General features: G+C 61.5%; 21 protein-coding genes. All 21 read right to left on the minus strand.

The window, feature by feature from the left end; translation table 11 throughout:
* Window positions 1-79: 79 nt before the first annotated feature.
* On the minus strand, window positions 80-2146 hold the full coding sequence (locus ACZ5B4_RS02985) for a thioredoxin-like domain-containing protein (RefSeq protein WP_464912958.1): 2067 nt from the start codon (window positions 2144-2146) through the stop codon (window positions 80-82).
* A 506-nt stretch (window positions 2147-2652) separates the two neighbouring features.
* The gene (locus ACZ5B4_RS02990) at window positions 2653-3810 is read right to left on the minus strand and encodes a hypothetical protein (protein ID WP_464912959.1); all 1158 of its coding nucleotides are present in this window, start codon (window positions 3808-3810) and stop codon (window positions 2653-2655) included.
* A gap of 222 nt (window positions 3811-4032) precedes the next feature.
* Window positions 4033-5166, minus strand: a complete 1134-nt coding sequence (locus ACZ5B4_RS02995; RefSeq protein ID WP_464912960.1) for an LptF/LptG family permease — start codon at window positions 5164-5166, stop codon at window positions 4033-4035.
* 73 nt (window positions 5167-5239) lie between these two features.
* Window positions 5240-6574: an aminotransferase-like domain-containing protein gene (locus tag ACZ5B4_RS03000; protein ID WP_464912961.1), complete on the minus strand. Its 1335-nt coding sequence runs from the start codon at window positions 6572-6574 to the stop codon at window positions 5240-5242.
* A 343-nt stretch (window positions 6575-6917) separates the two neighbouring features.
* Entirely contained in the window at window positions 6918-7361 is a 444-nt protein-coding gene (locus ACZ5B4_RS03005) for an RrF2 family transcriptional regulator (protein ID WP_464912962.1), read from the minus strand.
* A gap of 188 nt (window positions 7362-7549) precedes the next feature.
* Entirely contained in the window at window positions 7550-8911 is a 1362-nt protein-coding gene (locus ACZ5B4_RS03010) for a sigma-54-dependent transcriptional regulator (protein WP_464912963.1), read from the minus strand.
* Window positions 8912-8943: 32 nt separating this feature from the next.
* Window positions 8944-10347 carry a sensor histidine kinase gene (locus tag ACZ5B4_RS03015; protein ID WP_464912964.1) on the minus strand — a complete coding sequence of 468 codons (1404 nt, stop codon included), beginning with the start codon at window positions 10345-10347 and terminating at the stop codon, window positions 8944-8946.
* Between the two features lie 256 nt (window positions 10348-10603).
* Entirely contained in the window at window positions 10604-11071 is a 468-nt protein-coding gene (locus tag ACZ5B4_RS03020; RefSeq protein ID WP_464912965.1) for a hypothetical protein, read from the minus strand.
* A 381-nt stretch (window positions 11072-11452) separates the two neighbouring features.
* Window positions 11453-12130, minus strand: coding sequence for a 5-formyltetrahydrofolate cyclo-ligase (locus ACZ5B4_RS03025; RefSeq protein ID WP_464912966.1), 678 nt, complete (start codon window positions 12128-12130; stop codon window positions 11453-11455).
* Between the two features lie 300 nt (window positions 12131-12430).
* A complete protein-coding gene (locus tag ACZ5B4_RS03030) occupies window positions 12431-15445 on the minus strand; it encodes a flagellin N-terminal helical domain-containing protein (RefSeq protein WP_464912967.1) in 3015 nt (1004 codons plus the stop codon).
* 145 nt (window positions 15446-15590) lie between these two features.
* Window positions 15591-17291 (minus strand): flagellar hook-associated protein FlgK, encoded by a 1701-nt coding sequence (flgK, locus tag ACZ5B4_RS03035; RefSeq protein WP_464912968.1) that lies wholly within the window; start codon window positions 17289-17291, stop codon window positions 15591-15593.
* Between the two features lie 55 nt (window positions 17292-17346).
* Window positions 17347-17838, minus strand: a complete 492-nt coding sequence (gene flgN / locus ACZ5B4_RS03040; RefSeq protein ID WP_464912969.1) for a flagellar export chaperone FlgN — start codon at window positions 17836-17838, stop codon at window positions 17347-17349.
* Between the two features lie 93 nt (window positions 17839-17931).
* Window positions 17932-18396, minus strand: a complete 465-nt coding sequence (locus tag ACZ5B4_RS03045; protein WP_464912970.1) for a rod-binding protein — start codon at window positions 18394-18396, stop codon at window positions 17932-17934.
* 54 nt (window positions 18397-18450) lie between these two features.
* Window positions 18451-19590: a flagellar basal body P-ring protein FlgI gene (locus tag ACZ5B4_RS03050; RefSeq protein WP_464912971.1), complete on the minus strand. Its 1140-nt coding sequence runs from the start codon at window positions 19588-19590 to the stop codon at window positions 18451-18453.
* Between the two features lie 65 nt (window positions 19591-19655).
* A complete protein-coding gene (locus ACZ5B4_RS03055) occupies window positions 19656-20372 on the minus strand; it encodes a flagellar basal body L-ring protein FlgH (protein WP_464912972.1) in 717 nt (238 codons plus the stop codon).
* Between the two features lie 99 nt (window positions 20373-20471).
* Window positions 20472-21539: a flagellar basal body P-ring formation chaperone FlgA gene (gene flgA / locus ACZ5B4_RS03060; protein ID WP_464912973.1), complete on the minus strand. Its 1068-nt coding sequence runs from the start codon at window positions 21537-21539 to the stop codon at window positions 20472-20474.
* Entirely contained in the window at window positions 21539-22342 is an 804-nt protein-coding gene (flgG, locus tag ACZ5B4_RS03065) for a flagellar basal-body rod protein FlgG (RefSeq protein WP_464912974.1), read from the minus strand. The genes flgA and flgG overlap by 1 nt, the downstream gene beginning before the upstream one ends.
* An 84-nt stretch (window positions 22343-22426) precedes the next feature.
* Window positions 22427-23194: a flagellar hook-basal body protein gene (locus ACZ5B4_RS03070; protein WP_464912975.1), complete on the minus strand. Its 768-nt coding sequence runs from the start codon at window positions 23192-23194 to the stop codon at window positions 22427-22429.
* 428 nt (window positions 23195-23622) lie between these two features.
* Window positions 23623-24564: a hydroxymethylbilane synthase gene (gene hemC / locus ACZ5B4_RS03075; RefSeq protein ID WP_464912976.1), complete on the minus strand. Its 942-nt coding sequence runs from the start codon at window positions 24562-24564 to the stop codon at window positions 23623-23625.
* A gap of 69 nt (window positions 24565-24633) precedes the next feature.
* Entirely contained in the window at window positions 24634-25626 is a 993-nt protein-coding gene (locus tag ACZ5B4_RS03080; RefSeq protein WP_464912977.1) for a DUF502 domain-containing protein, read from the minus strand.
* A gap of 240 nt (window positions 25627-25866) precedes the next feature.
* Window positions 25867-26634, minus strand: coding sequence for a ComF family protein (locus tag ACZ5B4_RS03085; RefSeq protein WP_464912978.1), 768 nt, complete (start codon window positions 26632-26634; stop codon window positions 25867-25869).
* Window positions 26635-26687 lie beyond the last annotated feature (53 nt).

The following is a 26687-nucleotide window of genomic DNA, read 5'->3' on the forward strand; positions in this document are numbered from 1 at the left end:
CTTTGGGACGTAACCGCTATGGTTGCGGCCGCGGCCACCAGAACGGCGGTTTACCCGGCAGCGATCGACAGAAACCTTTTCACGGGGCGGTTGTTCCGTGCGTAAGCCGCACGACGTTCAAACCGTCAGCAGCGATTTCCACGGGGACTAGCCAACGAGCCGTACCCATGCGGCATAGGCCGCTGTTGCCCGTCTCGCAATAAAAATACGTGCATCGCACCTCGACGGTCCCGGCGTCCCGCAGGTCCTCCGCGTTCAAGCTCACGCGAAGCGGCAATTCCGCCGACTCCACCCGAAAACTGCGGGTGACGGTCGGACGGTCATCATTTGTCGCGCCTTGCGGACGCACCATCACCCGAATCTCCGGCGCGAAACCCGGATTCAGCTTCATGCCGACCGGCAGTTGGGGAATCAACTCGAGGGTTACTTCACCAATTCTTAGGCGGTGGAGTTCTTCCTGTTGCGTCGCCGCGTCATCCCATGACTCGTCCGCCGGTTCGTCCGACTCCGGGGGAGTCAATCCCTGAATCGGCAGCGTCCTCAAGATCGGCTTTGCCCCCAGTTCGATCACGCGAATGGCGTGATTGTTGGTGTCGGCGACGAAAAGCCGCCCTTTGGCCGCGGCAATTCCGCCCGGTTCGTTGAAACGCGGCGGTTGATCGGAGTTTCCGGCTTCGGCGTCCCCGAGGAGCGTCACCGTTTCACCGCTCACGGCGTGGATGCGCTTGATTTTGTTATTGTACGTGTCGGCGACGTAGAGGTAGCCGTCGAGATAGGCTACTCCGAGCGGATGTTGTAGGAGCACCTGCTCACGCGGCCCGTCGCGATCTCCGAAGGTGAAAAGGCGGGCGTAGGAAAGCCACGCCGTACCCACGATGGTGCGGACGTCCTCGTTCGTCCTCAAGGGAATGCTGCGTATGGAACTCCCTTCGCTGTCCGCGACGAACAAAAAGCTCCCGTCCGATGCCAGTCCGCTCGGCTGTGCGAACGAGGCGAAGCCCATGCGGTATGCGGCCGGCGGCAGACGCCTTCCGTCCACGATATCCTCGACGGCATTGCCCGCGTAAACCCCAATCCGCCCATCTTTCAGATTCATACGCCAGATTTGATGGCAACCCGCCATGGCGACATAAAGAAAATCGTCGGCCAGATAAAGGTCCCAGGGGCTGCTGAGGTCGATGTTCTTGGCGGGCCTTGGATCGATGACGGGAGCCTGACGCAATTGGCGGCCCGTCCCGGCGATGGTCGTCACGCTCCGCTCGGCGAGGTCGATGCGCCGGATGGCATGATTCTCCGTGTCGGCCACGTAGATCACATTTCCACGCACGGCCATCCCTTGCGGCTGGGAAAACCGGGCCTCGTCGAAGCCGCCGTCTCTCAATCCCGGCTTCCCGCTACCGATGACGGCCTGAAGCGCGCCGTCCATGCCCGCCACGATGATCCGGTTGTGGCTGCTGTCGGCGATGAACAGACGCCCTGATTCCTCGTCCACGGCGACTTTGCCGGGAAATCGGAGCGGAGTTCGAGGCGCGCGGCGTGCCGCGGTGTCGAATCGAACGGGCGTGCGATCCAGGAGGTTCTGCTTTTCATAGAAGGGCATCGCACGGGAAATCAATTCGTCCAAGGCTTCGAACGTGGTTTCGCCGCTGGCGGCCCAGACTGCGTAACCCTGCGGATCGATCAACACCAGAGTGGGCCACGCATTCACGCCGAACGTTCGCCATATCCGCATGTCGCGATCATTGACGACCGGGTGTTCGATACCGTAACGCAGGATGGCCTCGGTGATATTATCCGCGTCGCGCTCGGTTTCGAATTTCGCCGAGTGGATGCCGATTACCACCAGCTCTCGCGGGTATTTTTGCTCGAGCTTTTTCAGCTCGGGCAGGACATGCATGCAATTGATGCAGCAGTACGTCCAAAAATCGAGCAGCACGAACTTGCCGCGGAGCTGTTGCCACGAAATCGGACCGCCGCTATTCAGCCAGACCGAATCTTCGGGCAAGGGAGGAACGGGCTTTCTTATCGGAAAGGGAGGACGCATGGGAGCATTCTCAGCCATCGCAGCGGCGCCGAGGCTCCCCAGCAGCAATATCGCCGCCGCGGCCGCCCACGAACGCCGTCGGATTTCAAACAACAGGAACATCGCGAACTCCGGCCCAGTTCTAGGTCGTCGCAAATTCTTTCGCCCCAACACGAGCACGAGCCCGACGCGAGGGTTCATGGGGTAGCCGACTGCGATCGTAGCGATCGGGACGACCGAACGCACAGACCGTCTCGCGTCGCCATTGCTTCTGCGGCTCGATGTTGCACTAGCATGGTACGGGCGGTGACAACGACAAGGCAAGGGATTTCCGAATGCCTCGCTTGAGAAAACCGCGGGGCCCACCGCAAGACATGCGCGCGCAACAATCGGAAGCCCCGGGCCGAGAGTTCCCCGGACGGACTCTTTGGCGGCCGCGGATCGCGACGAAGGAGCACGGCATTTCAGAGGGAGCGGTGAAAAGGAGCATGTGCCGGTTGCAGCTCGCCGCACGGCAGACCACGATCGTTCAACCGGAAGGCTCGGCCGTACCCGATGTGCGAGACGCCGACCGAAAGTTATGCCACGGTTGTTGCCACCGCGGTGGACGAATCATGCGGTACGCCGATCTACGAACGGTTTCGCCCTCGCCCCGAGCTTCCTCCGCGATGGCGACGATTTTCCATGTTTTTCTGGATAACGTGTGCAACCGTCTCGGCCCAAGTAGGCACGGCCTTGTGCACGGACTTGCCCTCGCCCTCGCTCGTCGCGTCGCGTTCTTCGGGGGACTCCTCTTCGGATTCGGCGGCGCTTGGAGCTTCGCGCGAACGCCGCCGTCGCGTCCGCTGGGAGCCTCTCTCGGGGGACTCAATCGGCTCGTCCGCAGGAACTATATCCGCCTCGCGCGCGGCCGACGACGTTTCGGCATCGTCTTCGTCGTCATCTTCGGCCGCGGCTTCCGCGACGATCGACGGCAACTCGGCCTCGAACGGCTCCGAGGCGATGGTAATCGGCGTCTTGCGCCGTCGTCGTCGGCGCTTGCGTTTCGGGCGGTCCTCCTGCGACACGGTGTCCGTGGTAATCGTATCGGCCGCGACGGCGGCGTCCTGGTCCACGAATTCTCCTACCGCCGCTTCCAAAGGGGCCAATTGCGATTCCACCTCTTGCGGAACCCCAGGCGGGAAAACCACGGTATCTTCCGGCTCCAACCCGGCCACCGGAATCGGCTCGACGGCAATCACCTTCTCTTCCACTGCGGAGATGTCCGCGTCGGGGAGCGTAATCGCCACCATTTCCGCCTCGGGGAGTGCAGGCGGTTCCACGGTTCGGCAAACCGGATCGAGCACCGCGGAGATCGCTTTCGGCCGTTGCGGCGGTCCGGCATGCGCTCGCCGAGGCTCGGTTTTGCGGGATGCAGGCTCGTCCTTGCCGATGGCGGCGGCATCGACGGCTGTGGGCGGGGCCGCAGGCTGCGGCGGGGTCAAACCCAATTCGGCAGTGACGGCCTCCCAATCGCCGCCCTTGCGTTCCCGCTTCCAATCAACGCGAAGGGGGATTCCGATACTCCGGATCGAATCACCGGTCGTCGCGGCCGGCTGCGGCATCGTCAGCGGCTCGGAAGCCGGCTTCTCGTCCAGGGACGCCTCGGACCGCGGGCTTGCGCCGGGCGTGCCTTCCGGCGATGGCATGGAAGACGTGGATGAATGTGGTTCCTCCTCCCGGGGAGTGATTCCCAGCAGGGAAGCCAACTCCTGCCAACGGTCGGGTCGCGGTTGATCGTTCGCCATGACATGATCCTCGTAATGGTCGGCTCGCGGTGCGATCTCTTGTGATACGGCATGACGATGCCACGGGGGTTCACATTGATCCGGTTCGGCTTTGCCGCCAAAAGTCGTTGCCTTGCGCGAACCGCGCATCGCGCCGCCATTCCGACCAATATACGGCGGAAAACGATCCAAGCGAAGTGCCCTGGGTGGGAAGGGGTGGGGAACGACGCCGGCCATGGGAGGCTATTGGTGGATCCAATCGAGCCAGGCGGCGGCGAAGGGGACGAAAATGAAGAGCGGCCCCCAGGCGGCTAAGGCGGGGCTGATCGTCTCGTTGGCTCCCAAGTACTCCCAGGCCAAGACCACCGTGGTGAAGACGATCACGATGGCCAATCCCAGCCCCAACGCGAGGAACACATTGCGTTGCTCCCGCCGCAAGAGCAAGGGTAGCCCGAGAAACAGCAGCGTCAAGTCGCGTATCGGCTGGACGAAACGGCTATGGATGCGAACCCGGACATCAGCGCCCAGGTCCAGGCTCGGGTTGTGCAAACCGCGGATCAGCGTCGCCGTCGACGAATACTCCAACCAGACCCGGTCCCCGGCGAGTTGATCGTAATCGAGGTCGGTCACGACGAAACACTGGTCACTCCGCAGCCATGCGGCGTCCTTCGGCGTAATGATGACCGTCTTGCCTTTCAGTTCCAGCGAGGGTTGCGAGGCCAGATCGGTCGGCCGAATCACTTTGTCCAGTAAGAAACCGCCCGGGCGATTCGCCTGCGGAGGCGAATAATAGGCATTCTCGGCTTGTAGTTGTCCGCCGTAGGCATCCAGTTCCGGCGGCAGCAACAGGCTCGGTTCGGAGATGCGACGATCTTTCCGAAAGCCGGCCTTTCCGCGAAAGAGTATCTCCGTTTGGTTATCGTACCGCGGTTGGATCGGCTTGCCGTTTTGGCCGAAGGGGTCCTTGCTGGTCCGGGCCAGGGCATCACAGAGTTGAGGCAGGACGATCTCTCGCAGCAGCACGCCCATAAGGATGGCGATCACGGCGCCCACCAGGATCGGGCCGACCACGCGGAGCCGGGAGATGCCTGCCGCCAACAGGGCCGTCAATTCGTTGTGCCGTTGAAGCCAGGCCACGGTAAACAATGCCGAGCTCAGGACGAGTAGACCCAGAATGCGTTCCAAAAATGCCAGGGAGTGCGGCCCGTAGAAAGCGATCGCCAACCGCAACAATCCCCCGGCCTGCGATGCCCCGCGCGAAAACTCGTCCATGTTCGTGAAGAAATCGAAGACGACGAAAACAAACGTGAGGCTGAGGTAGGCCAAGAAGAAGGATTGGAGAAAGTGGAAAAAGATGTATCGATCGATGATCTTCATGAAGGTGGAACTCGTGAGCCGACTGGGGGGAACGGGCGGCGGCGTGTCTTGATCCCTCGCTTTTCCAGCCTTCTTAGGCGAGACCAGGCCTATCCTGCCGGATTCGTCGCGCGGCCCGTCCGAGCGCCGCGATACCCTGCCTCAACCCTTCAGGTGACGGCATGGCATAACTGATCCGGAGGCAGTTTTTCGGTACGCCGTTGCCTTCGTCGGGAAAACAACATTCCCCGGGCAGAAATAGGACTCCTTCGCGCACGCAGGCTTGAAAGAAGTCTCCCTCGATGCCGGTGTCGTATTCCGGCGGCAACCGAACCCACACGTACAGGCCGCCTGCCGGTTTGACGTACTCGATGGGCAAGGCCGGCCGCAGCGACTCCTCCAAGGCGGCCGCGGTAAGCTCGATCTTCTCGCGATATCGGCTGCGGAGTTTCTCTACGTGGGAATCGAACGTCCCGTTTTCGATGGCGGTGAATACCAGCATCTGATTGAATTGGGGCGAGCCGAAATCGAGATGGCCCTTCAACGCCAGTACCGGTGGGAGCAAATCCGCGGGCAAGAGGCCCCAACCTACGCGTATTCCCGGCGAGAACGACTTGGAAAACGTGCCTATCAGCACAACGCAATCGCCGTCGTCATGGGAACGCAGGGAGGGCGGTCTCGCATCGCCGCATTGCAGGTCGCGATACGCGGCATCTTCCAGAATGCGAATCTTTTGCTTGCGGGACCATCGCTTCACGATGTCCACGAGTTTCGCTCGTCGAGACTCCGCCAGGGTACTGCCGGTCGGATTGTCGCAGTAGGACGCGACGTAGACCGCCTTTACACGATCCAGCTCACCCCGCCGCTCCAACCATGCCAGTCGCTCTTCCAAAGCCTCCGGGACTAAGCCCTCCGAATCGGTCGCCACGCCGATGGCGCGGCCGCGAAGATTTTGAATGATCCCCAAGAAGACGAAATAGGTGGGCGATCCGCACAATACGATGTCGCCGGGGTCGAGCAGGGAGTCCAAAATCAGGTAGAGCAACTGATTGCTTCCCGCCGTGATCACCACCTGCTCCATCGAAGCGGCCAGTTCTGCTGATGATCGCCCCTCCGCGGCGGCCAGTCGATCCACAATGGCCCGGCGTAGCGGGGGATAGCCGATGGTGGATCCGTATTGCAGCGAGGACAAAGCCGCGTCGCGCCGAGAGAGCAGGGAGTCTACCGACTTGGCCACCTCCTCGACGGGCAAGGAATCGTGCTCTACGAATCCCGCGGCCAACGAGATGACATCGGGGTGCGCCAGGGCCTGGGCCATCAATACGTTGGCGATGGGCGGTCCGCCCGCGGCCGCAGCTCGGCGGCTGAAGGTCACACCAGGAACGGCACCCTTGCCGGAGCGGGATTGGGATTGTTTGGGCATACGCATGAGCAGGTCGGCTCGTCCCATGGTCAGCGAAAAAAAGGTCGAAGACGGGACACGGGGTAGGCCGCGCCGAAATCGAGGTGCGACTCCGGGCGGCACCGCGCAATCAACCCGGCCGATCGGTCCGGACAGCGGGCCGGCCGAAACTCCGAATCCGGTGAACATTTTCAAAATGAACGCCGATGCGCCTCAATCGTAAACGGTTTCGCGATTGCTCCGCAATGGAGTTTCGGGCGCGTCGGGGGAAAAGTCGACCAGAGGCGACCGGGATTGGGGCACGACCGTAAATCCGGCCGTGGCGCAACAGCAACGGAGACATCCGTCCGGCGAAGTGTCGGTGATCGGCTCACCCGGCGCAGCCCGCCGAGCCGGCGCCCTCTAAGGAGACGAGTTGCAGCCCGCCGGCCATGTGGGCCAGGCTGGTGTTGGAGAGGTAGTGATGCACCTGATTGTGAACGGAGTGCAGCAAGTCTCCCAACATGCAGTCACCGCCTCGGCAAAGAGGCTCGCCTAAAAGACAGTCCGGAGTGGGCAAGGGGCCTTCCACCGCCTCGTAGATTTCGGCGAGGGAAATCGTCTCGGGTGCCCGCAGTAGTTCGAAACCCCCGTGGGGTCCGCGAACCGAGCGAATGACCCCCGCCTTTACCAGCCGCTGCATAACCTTGGCCAGGTGATGAGCCGACGCCCTCAATCGCCCCGCCAACTCTTCGTTCGACCAACGTCGCCGGGTCTGAGCCATCAGTCCCATGGCGTGCAGGGCGAGCGAAGCCGCCTCCGAGATACGTAACATGCCGGCCATCATCATCTCCCCGACGGCAAATCCCATCCCGTATCGAAAAAAGTATTAACCACTCCAGTTTACCGAATTATAGAATCCCGGGATTGAAAGGGAAGCAGGAACGCCGAATGAATGAGCCGTGGGGCCTCCCGATTCGCGGCTCATCATAGGCTACCGCGGATGTTGGCCGGCCCAGACAATCAATCGCCGTCCCCGGGATGCCTTTCTGCCTGAATCGCGCGGAGTTTGTAGAGCAGCGTCCTTCTGCAGATGCCGAGCTTTCGAGCCGCCAAGGTACGGTTGCCGCCGCATTCTTCAAGGGTCGCCAGGATGGCCGCCCTTTCCACCATGTCCAAGCGACCCGTTTGCGGATCTTCACACCCCTCCACGGTCCGCCGAATTTGCGGCGGCAAGTGCTCGGGCAGGATCACGTCGCCGCGGGCCAAAAGGCAAGCCCGTTGCACCGCGTTGCGCAACTCCCGGACATTTCCGGGCCAAGGATGTGCCAGCAAGGCGCCGGCGGCCTGTGGTGAGAAGCGAACGGGCCTCCCCGCGAACTGTTCCGCGAAGTACCGCGCGAGCGGTAGAATGTCTTCGTGCCTCTCCTGAAGCGCTGGGACGCGCAGCTCAAAGACGTTGAGCCGGTAAAATAAGTCCTCGCGAAATCGTCCTTCCGTTACCGCCTCGGTCAAGTCGCGATGAGTTGCCGCGATCAGGCGGAAATCCACCCGTACCGGCTGATCACTGCCGATGGGCGTGATCTCACCATTTTCCAGCACTCGCAACAACTTTGCTTGAAGATGCAGCGGAAGCTCTCCGATCTCGTCGAGAAAAAGCGTCCCTCCGTGAGCTGCCCGAAAGTAACCCTTGCGGTCGGTTTGTGCCCCCGTGAATGCTCCTTTCACGTGACCGAAGAGTTCACTCTCGATGAGCGTCTCCGGCAGTCCCGCGCAGTTTGCCGCAACGAACGGTCCCTCAGACCTGCGGCTCCAACGACAGATCAAACGGGCGATGACGTCTTTTCCCGAGCCGCTTGGACCGAGAATCAGCACCGGGGCATCGGTGGGTGCGACCAGCGCCGCGGTTTCCAGGACGCGACGAAAGGCGGGATCGGCAAAAATAATGTCGGCGGGCAGGGGCGGCAATTCGGCGACCGCGTCCGCCTTGTCGGGGCTTTCCCCGAGGTGATCCAGGATCGCGGTTTTCAGCTCTTCTAAATCGACGGGTTTGGTGAGGTAGTCGCAGGCCCCGCTTTTCACGGCGGCCACGGCTTCCCGAACGTCCGCGTAGGCTGTGATCAAGAGGACGGGCAGTTCGGGCCTCATTTCACGAATTTGCCCGAGGGCCTGCAAACCGGAGATTCCGGGCAAGCGGACGTCGAGCAGAACCAGATCGGGCGATTGGCGGGAGGCGATTGCCACCGCTTCCTCGCCCGACCCCGCCTCGATCACCGCAAAGCCCAATTGCCGAACCGATTCCGCGAACAGTTGCCGTTGCGAAGGTTCGTCATCCACCACCAAGACGGTTTTGCCGTGTCGTGACGATGCGGCGGAGGTTTCCATCGCCGGTCTCGTTTCTGTTCCAAATCCTCGTCTCATGCCGCGGTTTCGCCGCCTTCGGGATCGCTTGTCGGGCGTGGCTTCATTTTCGAGTCGGGAATGACCAAACGGAAGACGGCTCCCCCGCCTTCACGGGGACGATACTCTACGCGCCAGCCATGTGTGTCGGCAATACGCCGGACAATGGCCAGCCCCAACCCCGTGCCCTCGGATGTCGTGTAATAGGGCGTGAAAAGCCGGGCGCGCGCTTCCTCGGGAACGCCGGGACCTCGATCCCGTACTTCGATCACCTTGAGGTGGGGCGATTCTTGAACCGCCCGCAACTCAATGGTGCCTCCGCTGGGGGAATAACGCAAGGCATTGTGCAGCAGATTGAATAGTGCCTGGCGCAAGAGGTTCGGATCGGCGGCCACCCATGGGGTTTCCGCCCGGGCGTCCAGTCGAAGGCCGCGGGAAGCGGCATCGGCATCCAGCAGGGAGATCAATTCTCCGAACAGCGTCTCCAAATCGACGGCTTGCGGTCGCGCGTGGTAAGGCCGGGCAAAACTGAGAAACTGGTTGAATCGGGCGGTGATGCGATCGCACTCCTCCATGATGATCCGGGCTTGCGAAGCGACGGTGGAAGGGCTCACCCCGTTTTCCGCCAGTCGCTGGGCCCAACCCCGGATCGATCCGAGCGGATTGCGGGTTTCGTGGGCCAAGCCCGCCGCGGCGTGGCTCAGTTCCTCCCAATGTCGGCTCTGCAAATCGGCCAAGCGCTTGCGGTGGCTCAGGGTCAGGACCCTTAAGCCCAGGAACCAACCGCCCCACAGCAGGGCGCAGACCCCGACTCCGGCCGCGATCAGGCCCCAACGCAAACGGACCATGCGGGCCGCTTGCGCGTCGAAGGCCGTTCGATCCAACAGGATGACGCATTGGAACCGCCCGCCGTTGACGAAGACGCTGTCGGCGGGAGCGGTGGGCGGCCCCCATCGCCCGCGGCCGTAACCTCGCCCCGGACCGAAGGGGCCCCCTCCCGTCGCGGATAGGGGCGGAACGTCGATTTCTCTCCGCGAGAGAAATCCTTGCTCCGACCAGGCCTCCTCGCCTTGTACCGTCGCTGGGATCGTCTCCCCCGCGTGAATGACCTCTCGGCCTGATTCGTCGAGGATCGAGACTCCCAAGACGTCCTGCGACGCAACCAATTCTTCCAGAAACGTTGCGATTTGCTGGTCGAAATACGCCCCCAAGCGACGGTGTGAGCGGAGATTTCCGGAGATGGCGCGTTGGACGGACTCGGCCTGCCTGCGGAGCACCGACTCGGCGGCGTGCCGGTCTTTCCGCAACTCCCCGCATTGCCAGACCGCAATCCCGGTCGCCAGGGTCGCGCAGAGCAACGCGGCTACGGTATTCAGCGAAATCATCAGGGGGCGGCTAGCCCGCGGGCCGATCAAGCTCATATTGCGTCTCGCTCCGGACGGATTGGCACACTTCTCGCCTCGACAACGATTGTCTCATACGAAGGGCGAATTGCCAAACTTGACGCACAACTCCGCCTCGGAATACGAATTCGGATTGGAATAGGAAAAGGGCCGTGGCGACTTGCCGTCACGACCCATTCCTTTCCGATTTGGTTATTTAGCGTCGGCCGAACTACCTGCCCGGCTCCGTTAGTGTTCCTTGTGGGGAGCGGAGCTTGGCGACCGAATCACGGCTTTACCAGGGTCGCCGGGCCCCAGGGCCGAACGCCGGGCCGAACCTTTGAGGAGGCCCGAAGCCGCCTGCTGCCGGCCCGTAACCCATGCCGCGTCCCCGGCCTCGTCCGTAACCGGGACCAAAGCCCGGTCCCACCGGTCCGCGGCCCGAGGCAGGCCCCATGCCCAATCCGGGGCCGCCCCACGGACATAGACCCGGCTGCCAAGCCGGTGCCGTTCCCGGAATCGGCCGCAACGACTGCAACTTCGTTTGAAGTTCCGCCAAGCGGGCCGGGTCGGCGTTGGGCTTGGCTCGCTCCGCCAGCCACTCCGACATTACGGCATGCCACTCCGCACGCTGCGCCAACCAATCACTCGCGGCAACTTGCGGCCCCGCTGCCGTGTTTTCCTGCCCAACCGCCGCATGGCAGAGGCCGAACACCATCAGAAAGACCACACCAACACCCAATCCAACGGATCGAAACCTCATCGCAGTTCCTCCTTCTTTCAGAATGGATCGCTGGGGCTACCAGGGCGGCCGTCCCTTCCAATAGCACGTTCGTCGACGCACGAGTCTTGATTTGCAATCGCCGTGCCAAACGGCAAAATACCGCGGTCAAGGGACTGCGAGCGAATATCTCGGAAGGCCACGGTACGAGAGTACGGGGCACTCGCGGCGGCACTAGTGTGATGAAAACGGTGGAAATGGCGGGGTTTAGGCGCGGAAAGGCCCGCCGTAAGCCGCTTTCGCGCTGAGAGGCAGCGGGCGCGCTGAAGGACGCGTTACCCTTCCGGGCAGCGACCGCGCGCAAGAATTGCACACTCCTTCGCCCTGGGCGTGAAAGAATGTCTCGCGCGGCGGTGGTCGCGCTCAGGTGCCCGGCTGCCGTGACGCGAAACGGAGGAGCATTTTCTCGGTGAGCACGGCATCGACCGGGGTATCGTGCGGCGTCCGCGGCAGGTCATCCACCACTTGACACTCGAAGGCCAAGCCGAGCTTGAAGGCATCCGGGCGAAGGCTGAGCAAGAATCGATCGTAGTAACCCTTACCTTGCCCCAGGCGATTGCCGTGGCGATCGAATGCCAAGCCTGGAATCAACGCCAAATCTATTTCCTCGGGGCGACCCTGTCTTTGGACGTCGTTCCGCAAATCCGGCGGCGGTTCTGGAATGCCTAACGTGCCGGGCACCAATTCTTCCAAGCTTTTGAGCCGAAATAGTCGCAAATCCAGGCCCTGGCAATACGGGATGAGAACCACTTTCTCCAAAGAAAGGAGCTGAGGCACGAGATCCCGTGTTGCGACTTCGGAGCCCACGCTCACATACGTCATGACGGTTCGCGCTCGGAGTAACTCCGGCAATTGCAACAGGCGAGTCCGAATGAGCGAGGAAGCCGCGTCGCGCAAGGCAAAGGCCCGGCGCCGATCCCGCATCCGGCGGCGAAGATCTTGTTTTCGTTCGCGAATTGCGTCATTGTTGTCATGCGGCATCGTCATCAGTCTGTCGATCAATCGGCCGGAGCCGGACTCGCCGGGGCGAATAGAAACCAAGGGGAATCTGCCGTATTTAGGATCGGGTACGCGCCCATCGCGTCGATTGTAACGTGGCTCCGTCTGAAGACAACGGCGGACTTGCGAGGCGGCGCCGTTTGCGTTGTACCGGGCTCACGTGAATCCCCCAATGACGCCGGGAGAAATCATCCGTCGGTACGTGCTTGAAAGCGCGGGCCCGAGGATCGCTTTCCAGCCGAGGAAGTGCGATGAAGAAAACGCGGTGCGAAGGCGGGCCGCACCCGATCAACACCCACATCAACGCGAACGGCTTCACGGCTCGCGGCATGATCGTTGCGTTTACAGGTAGTTGAGGAGGCTCAGTTGATAGATCTGGGCCGAGGCCTTGAGGGCGGCCTGCAACGCCGCCTGCCTGCCCGTGAACTCGGAGACCACTTCCACCAAATCCGCCTCGTAATCATTCGAAAGCACCTGGCGGAGTTGCGTGTCTTCGTCCTCAAGACGGGTTTTCAGAATTTCATGCGCCTGTTGCTTGGTACCGAGTTCGGCGCGGACGAAGTTCATCGAAACGTCCGCTTGATCCAACATCTCGATGGCGCGTTGAACTTCGCGGACGTCATTGCGGTCGAGCGCCGCCGCCAGCCGGATCAGCGCTGTGAACAGGCCCTCGGTCTCGAGAGGATTGACATCGCGGCCGGTCAAATACGACGGCGATCCTCCGGTCAATGTCGGCGGTTGACCGGGATCGGTCAAATCCACGACGCCGCTGCCGTCGTTCCCATCCGTGGGGTCGAGGACTACCTCGAAAGTTTGGCCGGCGGTGGGATGTTCTTGAAACAGCTCGATGATGCGATTGGCGGTGGTGACTCCCGGTTGAATCCTGAAGCGAAGAACCCGATTCGCGGCATCAAAGGAAAAACTCTCGGGATCGGCCCCGGCGTCCTCGAAGACGACTTGGAAGCCGTTGCCCTCCGAGGTGGGCCGTCGCGTGCGAAAGATCAGGTCGCTATTAAGGCCGGCAGAAGTCGCTTCCGCTACGGCAATGGAGCCTGGGCTTGAGACGGTTGCCGACTCCGACCCTTCGGGTATCAATCCCAAGTCGATTGCGGCCCGACTCATTGAGGTTCGGGAAACGGTTAGCGTCCCCGGTCCGATGCTGTCGTCAACAAGCTCGATGCCGTTCCCGAATCGAGATAGTCTCGCGATCAACCACGGGTCGCCGCCGGGAGATCGAGGCGGATTGTCGGGATGGTTATTGATTCGATCGAGGATGTCCTGAACGGTCATCGCTCCCTGCACGTCGATCTCTAATGTCACACCGTCCGCGCGTTGGATCAGGAAGTCGATGCCGCCGGAGCTCCCGCCCGAAGTAGTCGTCTCTCCCAGTTTCACCAGGCCGGAACCGTCATTCAGCCATTCGTCTTCGTTCAGAAGTTCCAGCGAGAAGTGATCCCGTGCGCCCGGGGAGGCCGCGAAAAGATCGACCACCGTCTTGGCCGTGGTGTAACCCGGGGCGATCCCGACGGCGATTTCCTTGTTGGTTTCGTCAAAGGTCAAGATTTCGGAACCGGGGGGCAAGCCCGAATCGTAGAAGCGAAGTTGGTAACCGTTCCACTCCGGTCCCGGCTCCCGGGCCGTGAGTTTGAGGGCGTTGTTCAGCCCCGGCGAATTCCAAACGGCGACCGCCTTTTGTCCTTCGCTTTGATAATCGTCGACGCCTCGACCGTAGTTCAAATCGCGGAGAAAAACGCTTCCGGTGAAGGAACGTATTCCCAACTGCCCGGCGGTACTGCCGCCGTTTTCGCCGATCGCGAAGTCACTCCCGCTGATCTGCGAGCGGACGTTGATTCCGGTGCCGTTGGCCGCGATTTCGGCCAGCACGCCGGCGCCGGACGTATTGAGGCGATTGAGCAGATCTTGGACGGTGACGACATCGGCCAAAGAAATGGTGTAGGTTTGCCCGCCGTTGACGACTTGGATTCCCGACTCCAGGTCCAGGTCTTGTCCGCTGCCGCCCTGAGTGATGCCCGCCCACTGGCCGGGATCGGTAGGCATTACCAACCCCTGGCCCGGATAGGCGTCGCGGTCGGTAGGGTCGAGCGAAGCGCGAAAGGGAAGCAGACCCGCGTCATTGGCCCGATTGATGGCATCGACCACATGGCCCGCCTGGGTGTGCCCCTCGTCGATGCGGATCACAATTTCACCGGCGCCGGCGTCGTACGTTGCGACCTCGTCGCCCCAATGGATGGTCGGATCATCTTCGAGCCGAATCCGCACGCCGTTCCACGCCTCGCCGTGATGCACGGCCTGAACTACGAAATCGTTGTCCGTGCCGGGAAAACGAATGACGGCTCGGGCGAAGGTTCCGAGCGTGTCGGCCAGCCGCGTGGTGGGCACGAGCTGCGGATCCAGGTCTTCACCGACGATCGGCCCCGTCCCCACGCCGATGGGCGTGAGGATTCCAAGTTGGCGCGCCGTGACCCCCTGGCCTACTTCCCGTACGGACAAATCTCCCGTGGCGGAGGCGAGACTCAGGATCAATCCCCGCTGCCCGACCTCCACATTGAGCGGGATGCCCGTCGCCTGCCGTTTGATCATCAACGCCACGTCGCCGATGGTGTGAGCGCGGCTGAGATCGACGGTCACCGTCTTCGTACCGTCGGAGATCGCGATACTGCCCAGCGAGACGCCGTCGCCGTTATGAAGCTGCGACAAAGGAGTGTCGAATGTCAGCGCCGGATTGAGGTCCGCGGTGCCCAATATCTCCGCGGAAAGCGCCCCGAACACGCGGCTGCCCGGGATATTGGTGTCGAAAAGCAGATCGACGTCGGAATAGCTTTGCAGTACCGTTTCGTTGCCTTCGTAGCGAATCAGCCCGTTGCCCACGGTGGAGAAGGGGCGCACTTCCGTTTGACTTCCCGAAAAGAGATAGCGTCCCCGAAAGTTTTGGTTGCCTGCATCCACCAATTGCTGAAGCGCGTAACGAACTTGTTGAGCCGCCGCCGCCCGCTGCTCTTGCGTGCTGGTCGTGCCCAAGACGCCGAGCGCGGTGCCGCGCGCTTCGGCGACGATTTGCGAGACGCGGCTGAGGGCTGCGTCCGAGGCATCCAAGAAAGATTGACTGGTGGCCAGATTGGTTTTGACCTGCGCCTTCTGTTCCAACAATCGCTGAAGGGAGATGACGCGCAGCGATGCGATCGGCTTTTCGCTGGGAAACTCGTATTGGTAGCCCGTGCTCATCTGCACTTGCAACCGATAGAGTTCCCGCTGGCTGTACTGCACCTGTTGCATCAGCCGTTGCCGGATGAATTGGTCGGTTACGCGCGTGGTGGGAACGCCGCTGATGGCACCCATACCGGTTCCTGCGAGCCGCTAGTTCATTCTTGCGATTCTTTTCGGCGGATTACGGAGGAAGCAGGTAAATCGCCTTGCTGATTCCATATCCCTGCCGCCGATGATGCCTTCCGTGGAAGCTCCGTTACGTCGATACATAGAAGACCTAAATATTCACTAGAATATCCAGCAAGTCTGTAAGTGTTTTGATGAATCGGGCGGAGGCCTGAAATTGTCGTTGGAACATGATCATGCGGATGGCCTCTTCATCCAGATTGACGCCGCTGATCGCCAGCTTTTGCCCTCGAAGCGTACTTTCGAAGGTCCTGGCCGATTCGGCTTCCGCCGTGGTCACCGCGGCGCCCTGCGTGACCTCGGCGATCATGGAGTCGTACATGGCCGCGATGCTGACGCCGCCGAAGCCCGTCAAAGGTTGGTCCATGAAGGCCGCTAGGCTGACGGCGTTTTGCGTGTCGGCGCCGATTCCGCCGCGGCTTGCCGCAAAGGTTTTCGGATCGGCGGCCACGACCGTATTGACGGCGATGTCGCGTGCGTTCTGGCCGACGAAAAAGGTGTTCAGCCCCAAGGCCGCGAGGATCCCGCTGGTATCATCGGCGAAGGCGAACTCGGTATCCGAGGCGGTCGTGCGAATGCGGAGCTTTCCCGTGGAAAGGATCGTCGCCTGCAAGCCGTCGATGGCGCTGATTTGCGCGGCCAAATCCTCCAACGTGGTATCGTCGTCTTGGACTCCCGTGAGATGGACCCGAATGGAATGAGCTTGGGTGACGCCGCTATTGGTATTGCGGACCAAGAGATCAAAGCTGCCGTTGACGGGAGTGAAAGGCAGTCCCGCCGCGTCCAACGGGACGTCGCGTTCAAAAACGGCGGATCCGCTCGTCAGGTCTTGATATCCCGATAGTCCCTGACCGCTCGCATAGATCTTGTTGAATTCGAAGATGAGCGCGGATGCGACTTCGTTCAAGCGATCCAGGAATCCGCCGAGGACGTCGTCGCGGGACCGGATCAGGCCGTGCAGTTCGCCGCCGGTCGTCTCCAGATTGGAGTCCGTCTCCGCCAAGTGGACCTCGGATACCGCAATCCCGCGGTTGGTGGTGTGCGCAACCTGCACTTCTCGTCGTGTGCCTTCATAGACCAAGAAAAGGCCGCCCGAGTAGACCGCCACGCCGCTACTCGGCTGCTCCTCGACGCGAATGTCGATCAAGCTCGCGAGTTCCTCGAGTGCCTGATGGCGGCGGTCGCGCAGGCCGACGGCGTCGCTCTGCGAAGCACTGCCGCCCTCCATTTCGGAGATTCGAATGTTGAGCTGTTGGATCTCGGAAGTGAGTCGATTGATGCGCTCGGCGACGTTTTCCACCCGTTTGTCGAAGTCCGCGCGAATGGTATTGATGCGCTCATATAAACGCTTGATATTTTGAGTCAGGGTGCGCGCCTGCAAGACGACTTGATTGCGGTTGGCGGCGCTTTCCGGCTGATTGAGGACCTCGGAAATGGCTGAAAAGAACCGCGTAAAGTCGCTGCTCAAGTCCGTATCATTTAGTTCTCGGATCAGGCCCTCCAATTGCTGGTACGCTTGTTCCTGAACCTCGGCGGAGGATCGGTCGCTCACGGATCCTCGGAGTCGCTCCTCCAGAAATTGATCGATCTTTTGGACGATCGCCGAGACTTCGACGCCCAGGCCGAGGGTGAATCCGCCGAACTTGTACGAGGCGGCCGGTTTGAGAATGACCTCCTCGCGAACATAGCCCGGCGTTTCCGCATTGGCGATATTCTGCCCGATCACCTGCAGAGCGATTTGGTCCGCTCGCAGGGTGTTGTTGGCCATGCGGATGGAGCTGAAAATGGACATAACGCAACCTGAAGGTGGGTGTTCGCGGCTTGGCTAGCGCGAGATACTCGTCCTCCTAGACCTCCTGATCGACCAAAGCACCGCAGCTTTCCAAGCATTGGCGTGGCTCGCCCTTATCATATGTCGGCTTGATCCGGCCGCCGGTTGCGATAATCTCTAGCAATTGCGAAAGATGTATCACCGCGCGCTGGGTCAGCATCCAGTTCGTCAGGGCTTGGATTTGAAGGAGTCGGGCCCGACCGGCCGCCTCCATCAGTTGCCTGCGTTGCGCCGTGCCGGGGCGGCCGACGGCCGTCGCCAGCTCGCGAATGCCGCGGCAAGGCAAGCCTTCGCGCTGTGCTTGCTCCAGCAATGCTTCCCGCTTTGCCACGAAGGATTGCAGTCGCTCGACGATGCGGCCCTCCTCCTCCGTGGTTCGGGCGAGGCTTTCCATGTCCGCGGCCGCAAGGGCGCGCCGCTTGCGTTCCAGGACGTCCAACGAATGCCGTTGCAGGTCGGAAAGCTCGTTCAGCAATGACGCCAATTGTGTATCCCAAGTACTCGACATGCACCTTTTCCTTGCGATGCGGCTCGATTCAGGATGAAGCCGGATGCTCGCGGTTGGAATGCAATCGTTCCCAAACGCGAACGCCGCCCTGTATTAGCGTCCCTTGGTGCGAAGCTGGAACAGTTCATACATGGGCTTCGCGAGTTGATCGCCGGTCGCGTCGGCGAGTTTTTCCGATAACACGGTGTCCAACTGTTGTTGGAAAATCTCCTCCGCCGTTCCACCGTGAAAGTACGGAGTTTTATGCACCGATTTTCGCATTTCTTTCAGCATCATGCCGAACAACGTCTGCCCGACGAAGGATTGAAATGCCTTGCGGACCTCCTCGGCATCTTCCGGATCGGCCGGGACGGCGTCCGAGTCCTTGATCCCGTCGTTCCATCGGGAGAACGCTCCGTCTTCCGATCGGGCGGCTGCTTGGGACCCCGGTACGGCCGCGGATCGCGCCGCAAGTATCGCCGCGAAGCCACCGTCGTTCGCCGGAGGGTTTGGTGATGCGGAGCCGATGCGGCCCGGCATGGTGACGCCGGGGTGTTGAACCGCACGAATGGAAGTCATCGAACGCAACCTCCCGACTAAATTCAAGACTTTCGGCCAACCAGGATGATCCGGCTACTGGAGTATGAGTTGCGCACGGAGTTTGCCGTTACGCTCTAAGCCCTTGATGATGGTAATGATGTCTTGCGGCGGCGTATTCAGGGCGTTGAGCGCATCCACAAGCGATTTCAGAGTGGGGTTTTGCGGCTGCTGGGAGTCCACGGCCACGAATTGCGTAAGGGCTCCGCCGCCGGCCTGAATGACCATGTTCTTATGCGTGACTACCACCGGGCCGATTTCCACGTCACCGCCGATCAAGATGGTGCCCGAGCGTTCATTGATGACTACTCTCGGGCCGAGTGGGACGTTCATCAGAGGTAATTCCAGCAATTGCGATACGAATAGCACGGGGTCTTCGGCGTATTGACGCGGAACGAGCACCTCGATATTGACCTGGTTGACGGCCTTGGCCACGGGCACGCCGCCGGTCTGCACGCTCATTTGGCTATTGATGAGCTCCGCGGTCTCTTGGGCAACTTGAAAGTCGGCATAGGCCGGCTCCAGGACCAAAGTCACTCGCCCGTCCTTGACGAAGGGGTTGAAGAAGTCGGCCTCGAACCGGCAGCCCCCGTGAATGCGTCCGGTCGTGCTCATGTCCGCGGAATCCAAGGTGATGGGGCCTTCCGCCAGGGCGTAGACCCGTTGGTCCTGCGGATTGGGGCCGACAAGGGGGGTAAGAAAGAGCGTCCCGCCGGCCAAACTCTTTGCGGAGCCGACGGAGTGCACCGTGCAGTCGACCTTGTCTCCTTGGCGAGCGCCGGCCGCGGGTACGACGGCCGTTACCATCACCAAGGCGACGTTCTTGGCGTCTTTCAACTCTCCCAGCCCGTTCTTACCGAGAGGATTTCCCATCATCTCGAGCGCTACGCCCATGCTGCGGATGGTCGGGAGAAAGCTGCCGCCGTCGCCGGTCCCTTTCAACCCCACAACCAGCCCCAGCCCGTGCAGCGTGTTCTCTTCCTGGCCTTTGACGCGGCAAATCGTTTTCAACGGTACCGCGGCAAGGCTTTCCCGTGCACCGCTCAGGAAGCCCAAAACAACGGCGGTGATTATCCATGCACTGATGAGGGATGGGCGTCGATCGAATCCCATGCACGCGGGGCCGCCATCTCTCGCGGCGATGGGAGGCGTGATTCTATCTTGGAAGCGACTCATCGATCCGTTCTTTCTTGTCGGCTCTTTGTAAACGCGACGGCGTCCCAACGTCCGGTACCGGTCGCTCAAAAGGGTTGATGCTCGTCCAGCCATTTCAACAGCCAACCGCGGCGATACCCGTCCCGAACGTGTCCGCCCTCGCGCTTGACCACGCGGAGATTGGCAACGTTCTCGCTCAAGATGGTGTTATCCGGGAGGATCGCTTGCGGGTCGATCGTGCCGGTGACGTAGATTTCCCAGCTCTCGTTGTTGACAAGGATAGCGCGGCGGCCTTCGATCACCAGCGTGCCGTTCGGTCGAATGTCCACGATCTCGCACGCCACGCGAAGCTTCATCGCTTCGCGGCTGGAAAGCTCGGATTCGGCGCGATACTTGTTCTCCATTTGCGCGGCGATTTTGGGATCTCCGGCCGATTGGGGATCGGGTATCAGGCTCCAACCCTTGAGAAGAATCCAGTCGGAGAGGACGAATTTGCCGTCCGCCTTCTTGCGGCGGTCCATGTTGCCCTCCGCGATGACCTGAGTCTTCTCATCGACCAACACCGTGATCAGGTCGTGCAGGCGGAGCGTTCTGGGCTGCTGGGGCGGCTGGAAGGTCCACGAAAAACGGCTCAAGGTGGGAGGCGGCGCGCCTTCGGCCGACAGCAGGCTGCTTGTTTGGGCGGCGACATCGTCGATGGAAAGTGACAGCGCCGCCGCAATCACCATGCCGACCGCCGACTGCCGCACGAGTCGGGAAAGGCGATCTCGACGCCGCGGCTGACTTACTGGCAACATGGGCATGAGTTGTTTCTCGCTTTCGGTCTTCATGGATTCGGCCGGCATGGAGCGTTACGACGGAGGAATGCGGCGTGCGGCGTGCCGAGCACGAGCCGGCGCTGACTAATCCCGCGTCCGGATGCTTCCGGCGAGGACCTCGACCTCTCGAAATCCGATGACTCTGGCCATGATCGGTTTTCCTCGCACTTCCAAGGCGTCCACGGGGATCCACTGTCCGCGCGCGGCGTCGTCCTTAGCGCGAGCGCTGGTGCGAATAACGATGCCGGGCGCCCGCGTGTACACCGTGACGACGTCGTTGCGCCGCACAAGAATCGGATCGCGGAGGAGGGCTTCATCCAGGATGCGACCGGCGGAAACGCTGACGGTCAGTTGCTTGCCGATGGCGTCCTCGAGGGAACGCAAGGGGCTACCCTCGCTCCCCGTCGCGGCTTCGCAACTCAGGCTCACGTCGGCCGGCGTCAAGATCGAATCGCGGGCCAGCGGCCGGGACGCCACGACCACGGCCTGTTTCGGGCGAACTTGCGCATCGATCGGGAATCGTGCCGTCTCTCCGGCGGCGGTGACGGAGACGAAGAATTTCCTCTGATCCACGCCCACGGCCAAATCAGACTCCACGTCCACGCGAGCGTCGGGCGTACTCAACCAGCGTGCCTGGCGATCATCGAGCCGAACCTGCACTTCCCAAGCGTATTCAGCGGCTTGCGTGCGCGTCAGGTACGCTCGCACGGCCGCGGCGGCGTTTTCCTCGGCGCGGCGCCGCGTCGTGCCGCTGATCATCTCGCCCGGTTTGACCGCCCGATTCGGCGCGGAGGTTAAACCGATCGTCGCGGCGCCCGTCCAAACATGCGGCCGAAGATCGATACCGCGGAGAGCCAAGACGTCTCGGATTTCCTGACGCGAGATGAAACGCTGCTCGCCGATAGGCGGGGCGGGAAAGAGCGGGATGCCCGCCAGTGCCGCGTCGGCGCCCGGGTCCGAACCGCGAATCTCGCACACATCGCCGAGAGTGACGACGGCGCGGTCGCAGATCGCATTGGGACGCAAAGACAATTCCGCGGCGGAACCGATGCCTCCGAGTATCCAAATCCACGCGAACGCCGTGCAAACGACGCACAGTAGGATGCCGTCGCCCGGGGTTCGCGTGATCCTGCCGAGTCGCTGGGCCGTCATCAGTACCTCCTCATGTTGGCAACCAGTTGCATCATTTGGTCACCGACTTGGACGGCTTGGGAGTTCATCTCGAATGCCCGCTGCGTGGTAATCAGGTCGATCAGTTCCCGTACCGGCTCGACATTGGACGCCTCCAGGGCATTCTGGCGCAGCAGGCCGCGTCCCTCTTGTCCCGGTGTGCCTGCCGAAGGCGCACCCGAGGCATCGGTCTGGGCGAAGAGGTTTTCGCCCAGCTTCAGCAATCCTTCCGGATTGATGAAAGTGACCAGTTCGATGTCGCCGACGGGGGTGAGTTGCGGGTTCTGGGGCTGTTGTACGAAGACCCGGCCCTCGGGAGTGATGGAGATTGCGGTTGCGTCTTCGGGAATGACGATGGGAGGCTCCAGCAAACGGCCGGTGTGTGCCGAGCCTAACACGAGGTTTCCGTTAGCATTGATGGAAAAGTTCCCCGCCCGAGTGTAGTAAATCTGTCCGGAGGGATCCAACACCTGGAAGAAGCCGGGGCCTTCGATGGCGACGTCGAGTTGATTGGAAGTCTGCTGAAAGGCGCCCTGCCGAAAGTCGGTTTGGATACTGGACAGCCGAGAGCCTAATCCGATCGAGATACCCGTGGGGGTGAATTGTCCCGAGCTGTCCTCGGCCCCCGGAAAGACCTCGTGGCGATAAAACAGGTCCTCGAAGTTCGTCCGCCCGCGCTTGAAGCCGGTCGTTTCGATGTTCGCCAAGTTGTTGGCGATGACGTCCAGCTTCTTTTCCATGGCCGTCATGCCGGTGGCGGCTGAATAAAGGGTTTGAACGCTCATCGTTCCTCCGTCCTCACTTGCTCCGTGAAATGGCCTTGGCGAACGGCTCGACCTCTGCGTCGGTGACGCCGCGAGGAGGCAGCATCAGGCCGTCTTCAGTACTCGGTTGAACAGCCCGGCCAACATTTGATCCTGGGTTTGCAGCATATTGATGTTCGCTTCCAGTAGGCGCGAGGTTTCGAGCAGAGCGACCATTTCATTGGTCGGTTGTACGGCGGACATCTCCAAATAGCCCTGGGCGATTCGGCGCTCCGGCAGCGGGACAGGCTCGGCTTCCTCGTGGACGCGAAATAGATTCTCGCCGGCGGGAACCAGGTCGCCGGCCGATCGCGGTCGAACCACGGCGAGGTTCTGCACCAGCCCGGCCTGCCGCACGACGCCTTGTGGAGAGACTTCCCACGGCCCCAGGTCGCGCGGGTTGAGCAGGATCTTTTGCTCGGTGTCGCTCAGCACGTAGTAGCGTTCGCCGCCGAATTCCGTCACCAATTCGCCTTGCTCCGTGAGCCCGAAGCTCCCGGACCGCGTCAAGTACGTCTCGTCACCCTTCTGGACGAGAAAGAATCCGTCTCCTCGGATGGCGAAATCCGTTGGGCTGCCCGTTTCCTTGAGCGGGCCGGGGATCAACTCCGTTTTGGTCATGGGCACGATGACTCCACCGGGCAAATCGTCCGGGCCCCCACTTCCCGGCAGTTCGTAACCGCGGGCGACAGACTCGGTGTAACGAGCCTGAAAGACCGCCAACTGCCGCTTGAAGCCGATCGTATCCACGTTCGCCAGGTTGTTAGCGATGACCTCCATACGGCGGTTTTGGGCATGAGCCCCTTCGGCGGAGATGTACAACCCGAACGGCATGATGCGGACTGCTCCGAGAAACCCGTGGCGTTGGTAAAATCTGCCGGTCGTGCAGGATATTCCGGTCGATGGCGCGATCTTCATAAGCAAGCACCATGCCGAACGGTCGAACTCCGTTCAGGCAGACTCCATTCGTGGCCGTAAATTGAAGTGAGGAAATGAGTTACGGTGTGAATGGAAAACCGAAGGATGGGATGCCAGAGGTTAAGAAGTCGCCTCGCCCCGGGTCGTGCTCGGCGAAAATGGCCGCCCGTGAAGGAAAATCGGCAAGATCTGCCGGTAACCATGGGCGCCGTTCGATGCGGGCTGAGGTGGGAAACCCATTAGGGGGGAAGGTCGGGACGACGCCTTGGGCCGAGGAAGGCCCGGTTGTGCGTGAAGTCGGGCCCAATAGGCGAGTAGGGGGAGGCTACTGAGGCGCGGCGTGGTTAAGCGCTCTTGTCGCCCGATGCTTCAGAATGTCGAGCCGCGGCAAGGACCTCGTCCGCGCCTTGGCACAGACATATGGCGGCTGCGCGGCGTCCCAATTCCTCGGGACATTCCGGACGCCCGATGACGGAGGCTTCCAATTGCCGGACGCCGTCCACGGAAAGCACGCGGCCCCGCAAAAACAAGTGGCCGCCGACTCGGCACGCGCAAACGGCGACCGGGGCCAAACAGCCCCCGCCCAATTCCCTCAGGAAGGCCCGTTCTGCGTTGGTTGCCGCACGGGTTTCCGGATCGTCGAGAGGGGCTAATAGCTCTTGCACCTCGAGATCGTCGACTCGGGCCTCGATTGCCAGGGCGCCTTGGCCGGCAGCGGGCAGAAGATATTGAGGGAGAAGGGGGGAATGGGAGACGTCTGTCAAACCGAGCCTGACGAGGCCTGCCTCCGCCAGGATCAATGCGTCCAACTCTCCGCTCTCCAGCTTTCTAAGACGTGTTTGAACATTTCCGCGAATCGGGCGGATGTTGAGGTCCGGGCGGATATGCAGCAATTGCGAGATTCGGCGCCGACTGCCCGTGCCCACTACCGCATGCGGGGCCAATTGCTCCAGGGATCGGCCCTCGCGGGTAATCAATACATCGCCCGCGGGACCCCGAGTCGGAACGGCGGCGAGGATGAGCCCCGGAACGGGGACGGTCGGCAGGTCTTTCATGCTGTGAACGGCGATGTCCACCGCGGTCGCCAATAAAGCGTCTTGGATCGCCTTGGTGAAGACCCCCACCGCTCCCAGAGCGTCTACCGACTGCCGGTTCCATTGATCGCCGTGCGTCAAAATGGGCACGACTTCGACGGTAGCTCCCGCCTCGCGCAAACGATCCGCCACGTGATCCGCTTGCCTGCGCGCCAGTGCACTTCCCCGGGTCCCGATCCGAAACGTCCGCACAAGGCTTCCTTTCGTTTGGTGTTCGAATCGTCCAAGACGCGTTTCTCTCAAACAGCTGGAGGCGAATACTTATGCCGTCTGCGGAACTTCGGGCGGCCGACCGATATTGGGGCTCAGCGACTGCGGAGGGGCGACCACGCCGCAGCTTACGATGAACTGGATCGCCTGATCGATCGAGATATCGAGATCGATCGTGTCCTTCTTGGGGACGTTGACGGTAAATCCGGTCATGGGCGCCGGCGAGGTCGGAATAAAGACGGCCAGGACCGGCTCGTTGGCGGCCGTTCGGATCTCGCTCAGGCTTTCCCCTGTTACCAGGCCCATGGACCAAATGCCTTTGCGAGGATACTCGACCGCCACCACGCGGCTGAATTCCATTTGCCTTTGAGCCAAGAGAAAGTCACTGACCTGCTTCACGGAGCCATAGATACTCTTAACGAGGGGAAATGAAAAGAATGCGGATTCGACCGTCCCCCAGACCATGCGTCCCACCCGGGCTGCAACGAACTTGCCCAGCAGATACAACACGAGAATCAGGACCGCCACCAAAAAGGGTAAGATGATGTGCGGCTTCAGGTAGCGGAGCTGGATGTATTTCTGGTAACATTCCCGTGCTTCCGTGGGAATTTCATCTTCGCCGAGCTCGGAAACCAGATATTCGACGACCGGTTTGGGGATATACTTACCCCCTCGAACTCGTGTATACGTCTTCCCATCGAGGATGAGTTCCGGCTGGCGTCGGAGTTCGGCCGGAATTGCCGACACCGGCTTGATGTCGGCAATGTACAGCAGGATCAGATCGCGGGTCCCGTCCGTGAGCGGCCGAAAAATATAAAGGTTGATCGTCGTCACGATCCAAATGAGGATCACGAACGTGAGCAGCGGCGGCAGGATCGTCGCCAGACCGCGCCAGACGGCGATCCGGAACGGATCGAGCGCGCTGGGGCGTCGCGTTTTTTTGCCCTTTCGCTGAGGCGAGGCGACCGGTTTGCCGTCTTGCGACGAGGGTATTGAAACCGGTTGCTGATCCGGGCGTCCCACAGGCGGCGGGCCCTCAGACATATCACTTTTCCTCCGTCTCCTTCGCTTCCTCATCCTATCCCTGATGAAACGCTTGCGCCGCGCGGCAAGCGCCGATGGTGTGTGGAATGGGATTCATGTAAGTTTAGATCATGGCGAGCGGATGGGGTAGCTTGGCCGCACGCCCATGTCGGACGTTCGTGTACCATCCTGCGATTCGCTTGGCGGCCCATCCAAGTCGCACCCCCTATCGTTCAATATCCCAGCAGCCGAAGGAGGGGGCTAGACAATCCTGCTGTAGTCACCCTGGGCCCTTGCCACCACGGTTACCGCGACTTCCGCGGCGCCTGCCTTGCGGAGGATTTTAGCGGCTTCGTGGCAGGTGGCCCCTGTCGTCAGAACGTCGTCCACGAGAAGGACTTTCCGCTTTTCCCAATAGTTACTCGGCCCGCCCCGAGTTATTTGTCTTTTTGCCGTGAATTGCCGAAGCGAGCCGAGCAGCGTTTCGGCCAAGCGCCGCGTCCAACCCACTCGGACGGCGAAGGCGCCGCGGACATTGCGGAACCGGGCATTGCGTTTTAGGCCGCGCTGGCGTCGTGTCTTGCGAACCCTTTGCAGAAGTCCTGTTCGGCATGGGATTCCAAGAAATCGGGCGATCTCGAGGGCGATCCATTCCGGACCGCAGATCCCGCGGGCGGCCATCTGAGAGCGGTGCAGCGGAATCGGAATTACGAGATCGCAGTTCAGCTCCCTCAGTTGCTCGCCGCGAACCAAGCAGAGCAGGCGGGCCAGCGCCGCGCACAGGTCGTTGCCGTCGGGCATTTTTGATTTCAGTACGGCCTCCGCCATCGCCTCCGAATACGGTGCCAAGGCGATGACGCGGCCGAAAGCGAAGTTTTCCTTCCGGCACCAATTGCAGTCCGTCTCCGTAGGATGCTGATCCGCGAACCCGCCGCACCGGGGACAGGCTCTCAAATCCGGGCTCGTCAGGCCGGCGATGCAGTCGTCGCACAGCATGACCGGCTTGGACGACGTTGTGCTTTGCGGCACGACGGCCTCCGTAACCGCCCAACGACCTGATGCGGGATCCAATCTTCGCAGGT

This window comes from Thermogutta hypogea (assembly GCF_055386265.1).

Coding starts and splice junctions, on each gene's coding strand:
- ACZ5B4_RS03070 (WP_464912975.1), bottom strand. CDS start 23,194: ATGCCGTTCGGGTTGTACATCTCCGCCGAAGGGGCTCATGCCCAAAAC.
- flgN (WP_464912969.1), bottom strand. CDS start 17,838: ATGTCGAGTACTTGGGATACACAATTGGCGTCATTGCTGAACGAGCTT.
- ACZ5B4_RS03030 (WP_464912967.1), bottom strand. CDS start 15,445: ATGGGTGCCATCAGCGGCGTTCCCACCACGCGCGTAACCGACCAATTC.
- ACZ5B4_RS03045 (WP_464912970.1), bottom strand. CDS start 18,396: ATGACTTCCATTCGTGCGGTTCAACACCCCGGCGTCACCATGCCGGGC.
- ACZ5B4_RS03015 (WP_464912964.1), bottom strand. CDS start 10,347: ATGAGCTTGATCGGCCCGCGGGCTAGCCGCCCCCTGATGATTTCGCTG.
- ACZ5B4_RS02985 (WP_464912958.1), bottom strand. CDS start 2,146: ATGTTCCTGTTGTTTGAAATCCGACGGCGTTCGTGGGCGGCCGCGGCG.
- flgK (WP_464912968.1), bottom strand. CDS start 17,291: ATGTCCATTTTCAGCTCCATCCGCATGGCCAACAACACCCTGCGAGCG.
- ACZ5B4_RS03050 (WP_464912971.1), bottom strand. CDS start 19,590: ATGAGTCGCTTCCAAGATAGAATCACGCCTCCCATCGCCGCGAGAGAT.
- flgA (WP_464912973.1), bottom strand. CDS start 21,539: ATGACGGCCCAGCGACTCGGCAGGATCACGCGAACCCCGGGCGACGGC.
- ACZ5B4_RS02990 (WP_464912959.1), bottom strand. CDS start 3,810: ATGGCGAACGATCAACCGCGACCCGACCGTTGGCAGGAGTTGGCTTCC.
- ACZ5B4_RS03020 (WP_464912965.1), bottom strand. CDS start 11,071: ATGAGGTTTCGATCCGTTGGATTGGGTGTTGGTGTGGTCTTTCTGATG.
- ACZ5B4_RS03000 (WP_464912961.1), bottom strand. CDS start 6,574: ATGCGTATGCCCAAACAATCCCAATCCCGCTCCGGCAAGGGTGCCGTT.
- ACZ5B4_RS03010 (WP_464912963.1), bottom strand. CDS start 8,911: ATGGAAACCTCCGCCGCATCGTCACGACACGGCAAAACCGTCTTGGTG.
- ACZ5B4_RS03005 (WP_464912962.1), bottom strand. CDS start 7,361: ATGTTACGTATCTCGGAGGCGGCTTCGCTCGCCCTGCACGCCATGGGA.
- ACZ5B4_RS02995 (WP_464912960.1), bottom strand. CDS start 5,166: ATGAAGATCATCGATCGATACATCTTTTTCCACTTTCTCCAATCCTTC.
- ACZ5B4_RS03055 (WP_464912972.1), bottom strand. CDS start 20,372: ATGCCCATGTTGCCAGTAAGTCAGCCGCGGCGTCGAGATCGCCTTTCC.
- ACZ5B4_RS03080 (WP_464912977.1), bottom strand. CDS start 25,626: ATGTCTGAGGGCCCGCCGCCTGTGGGACGCCCGGATCAGCAACCGGTT.
- flgG (WP_464912974.1), bottom strand. CDS start 22,342: ATGAGCGTTCAAACCCTTTATTCAGCCGCCACCGGCATGACGGCCATG.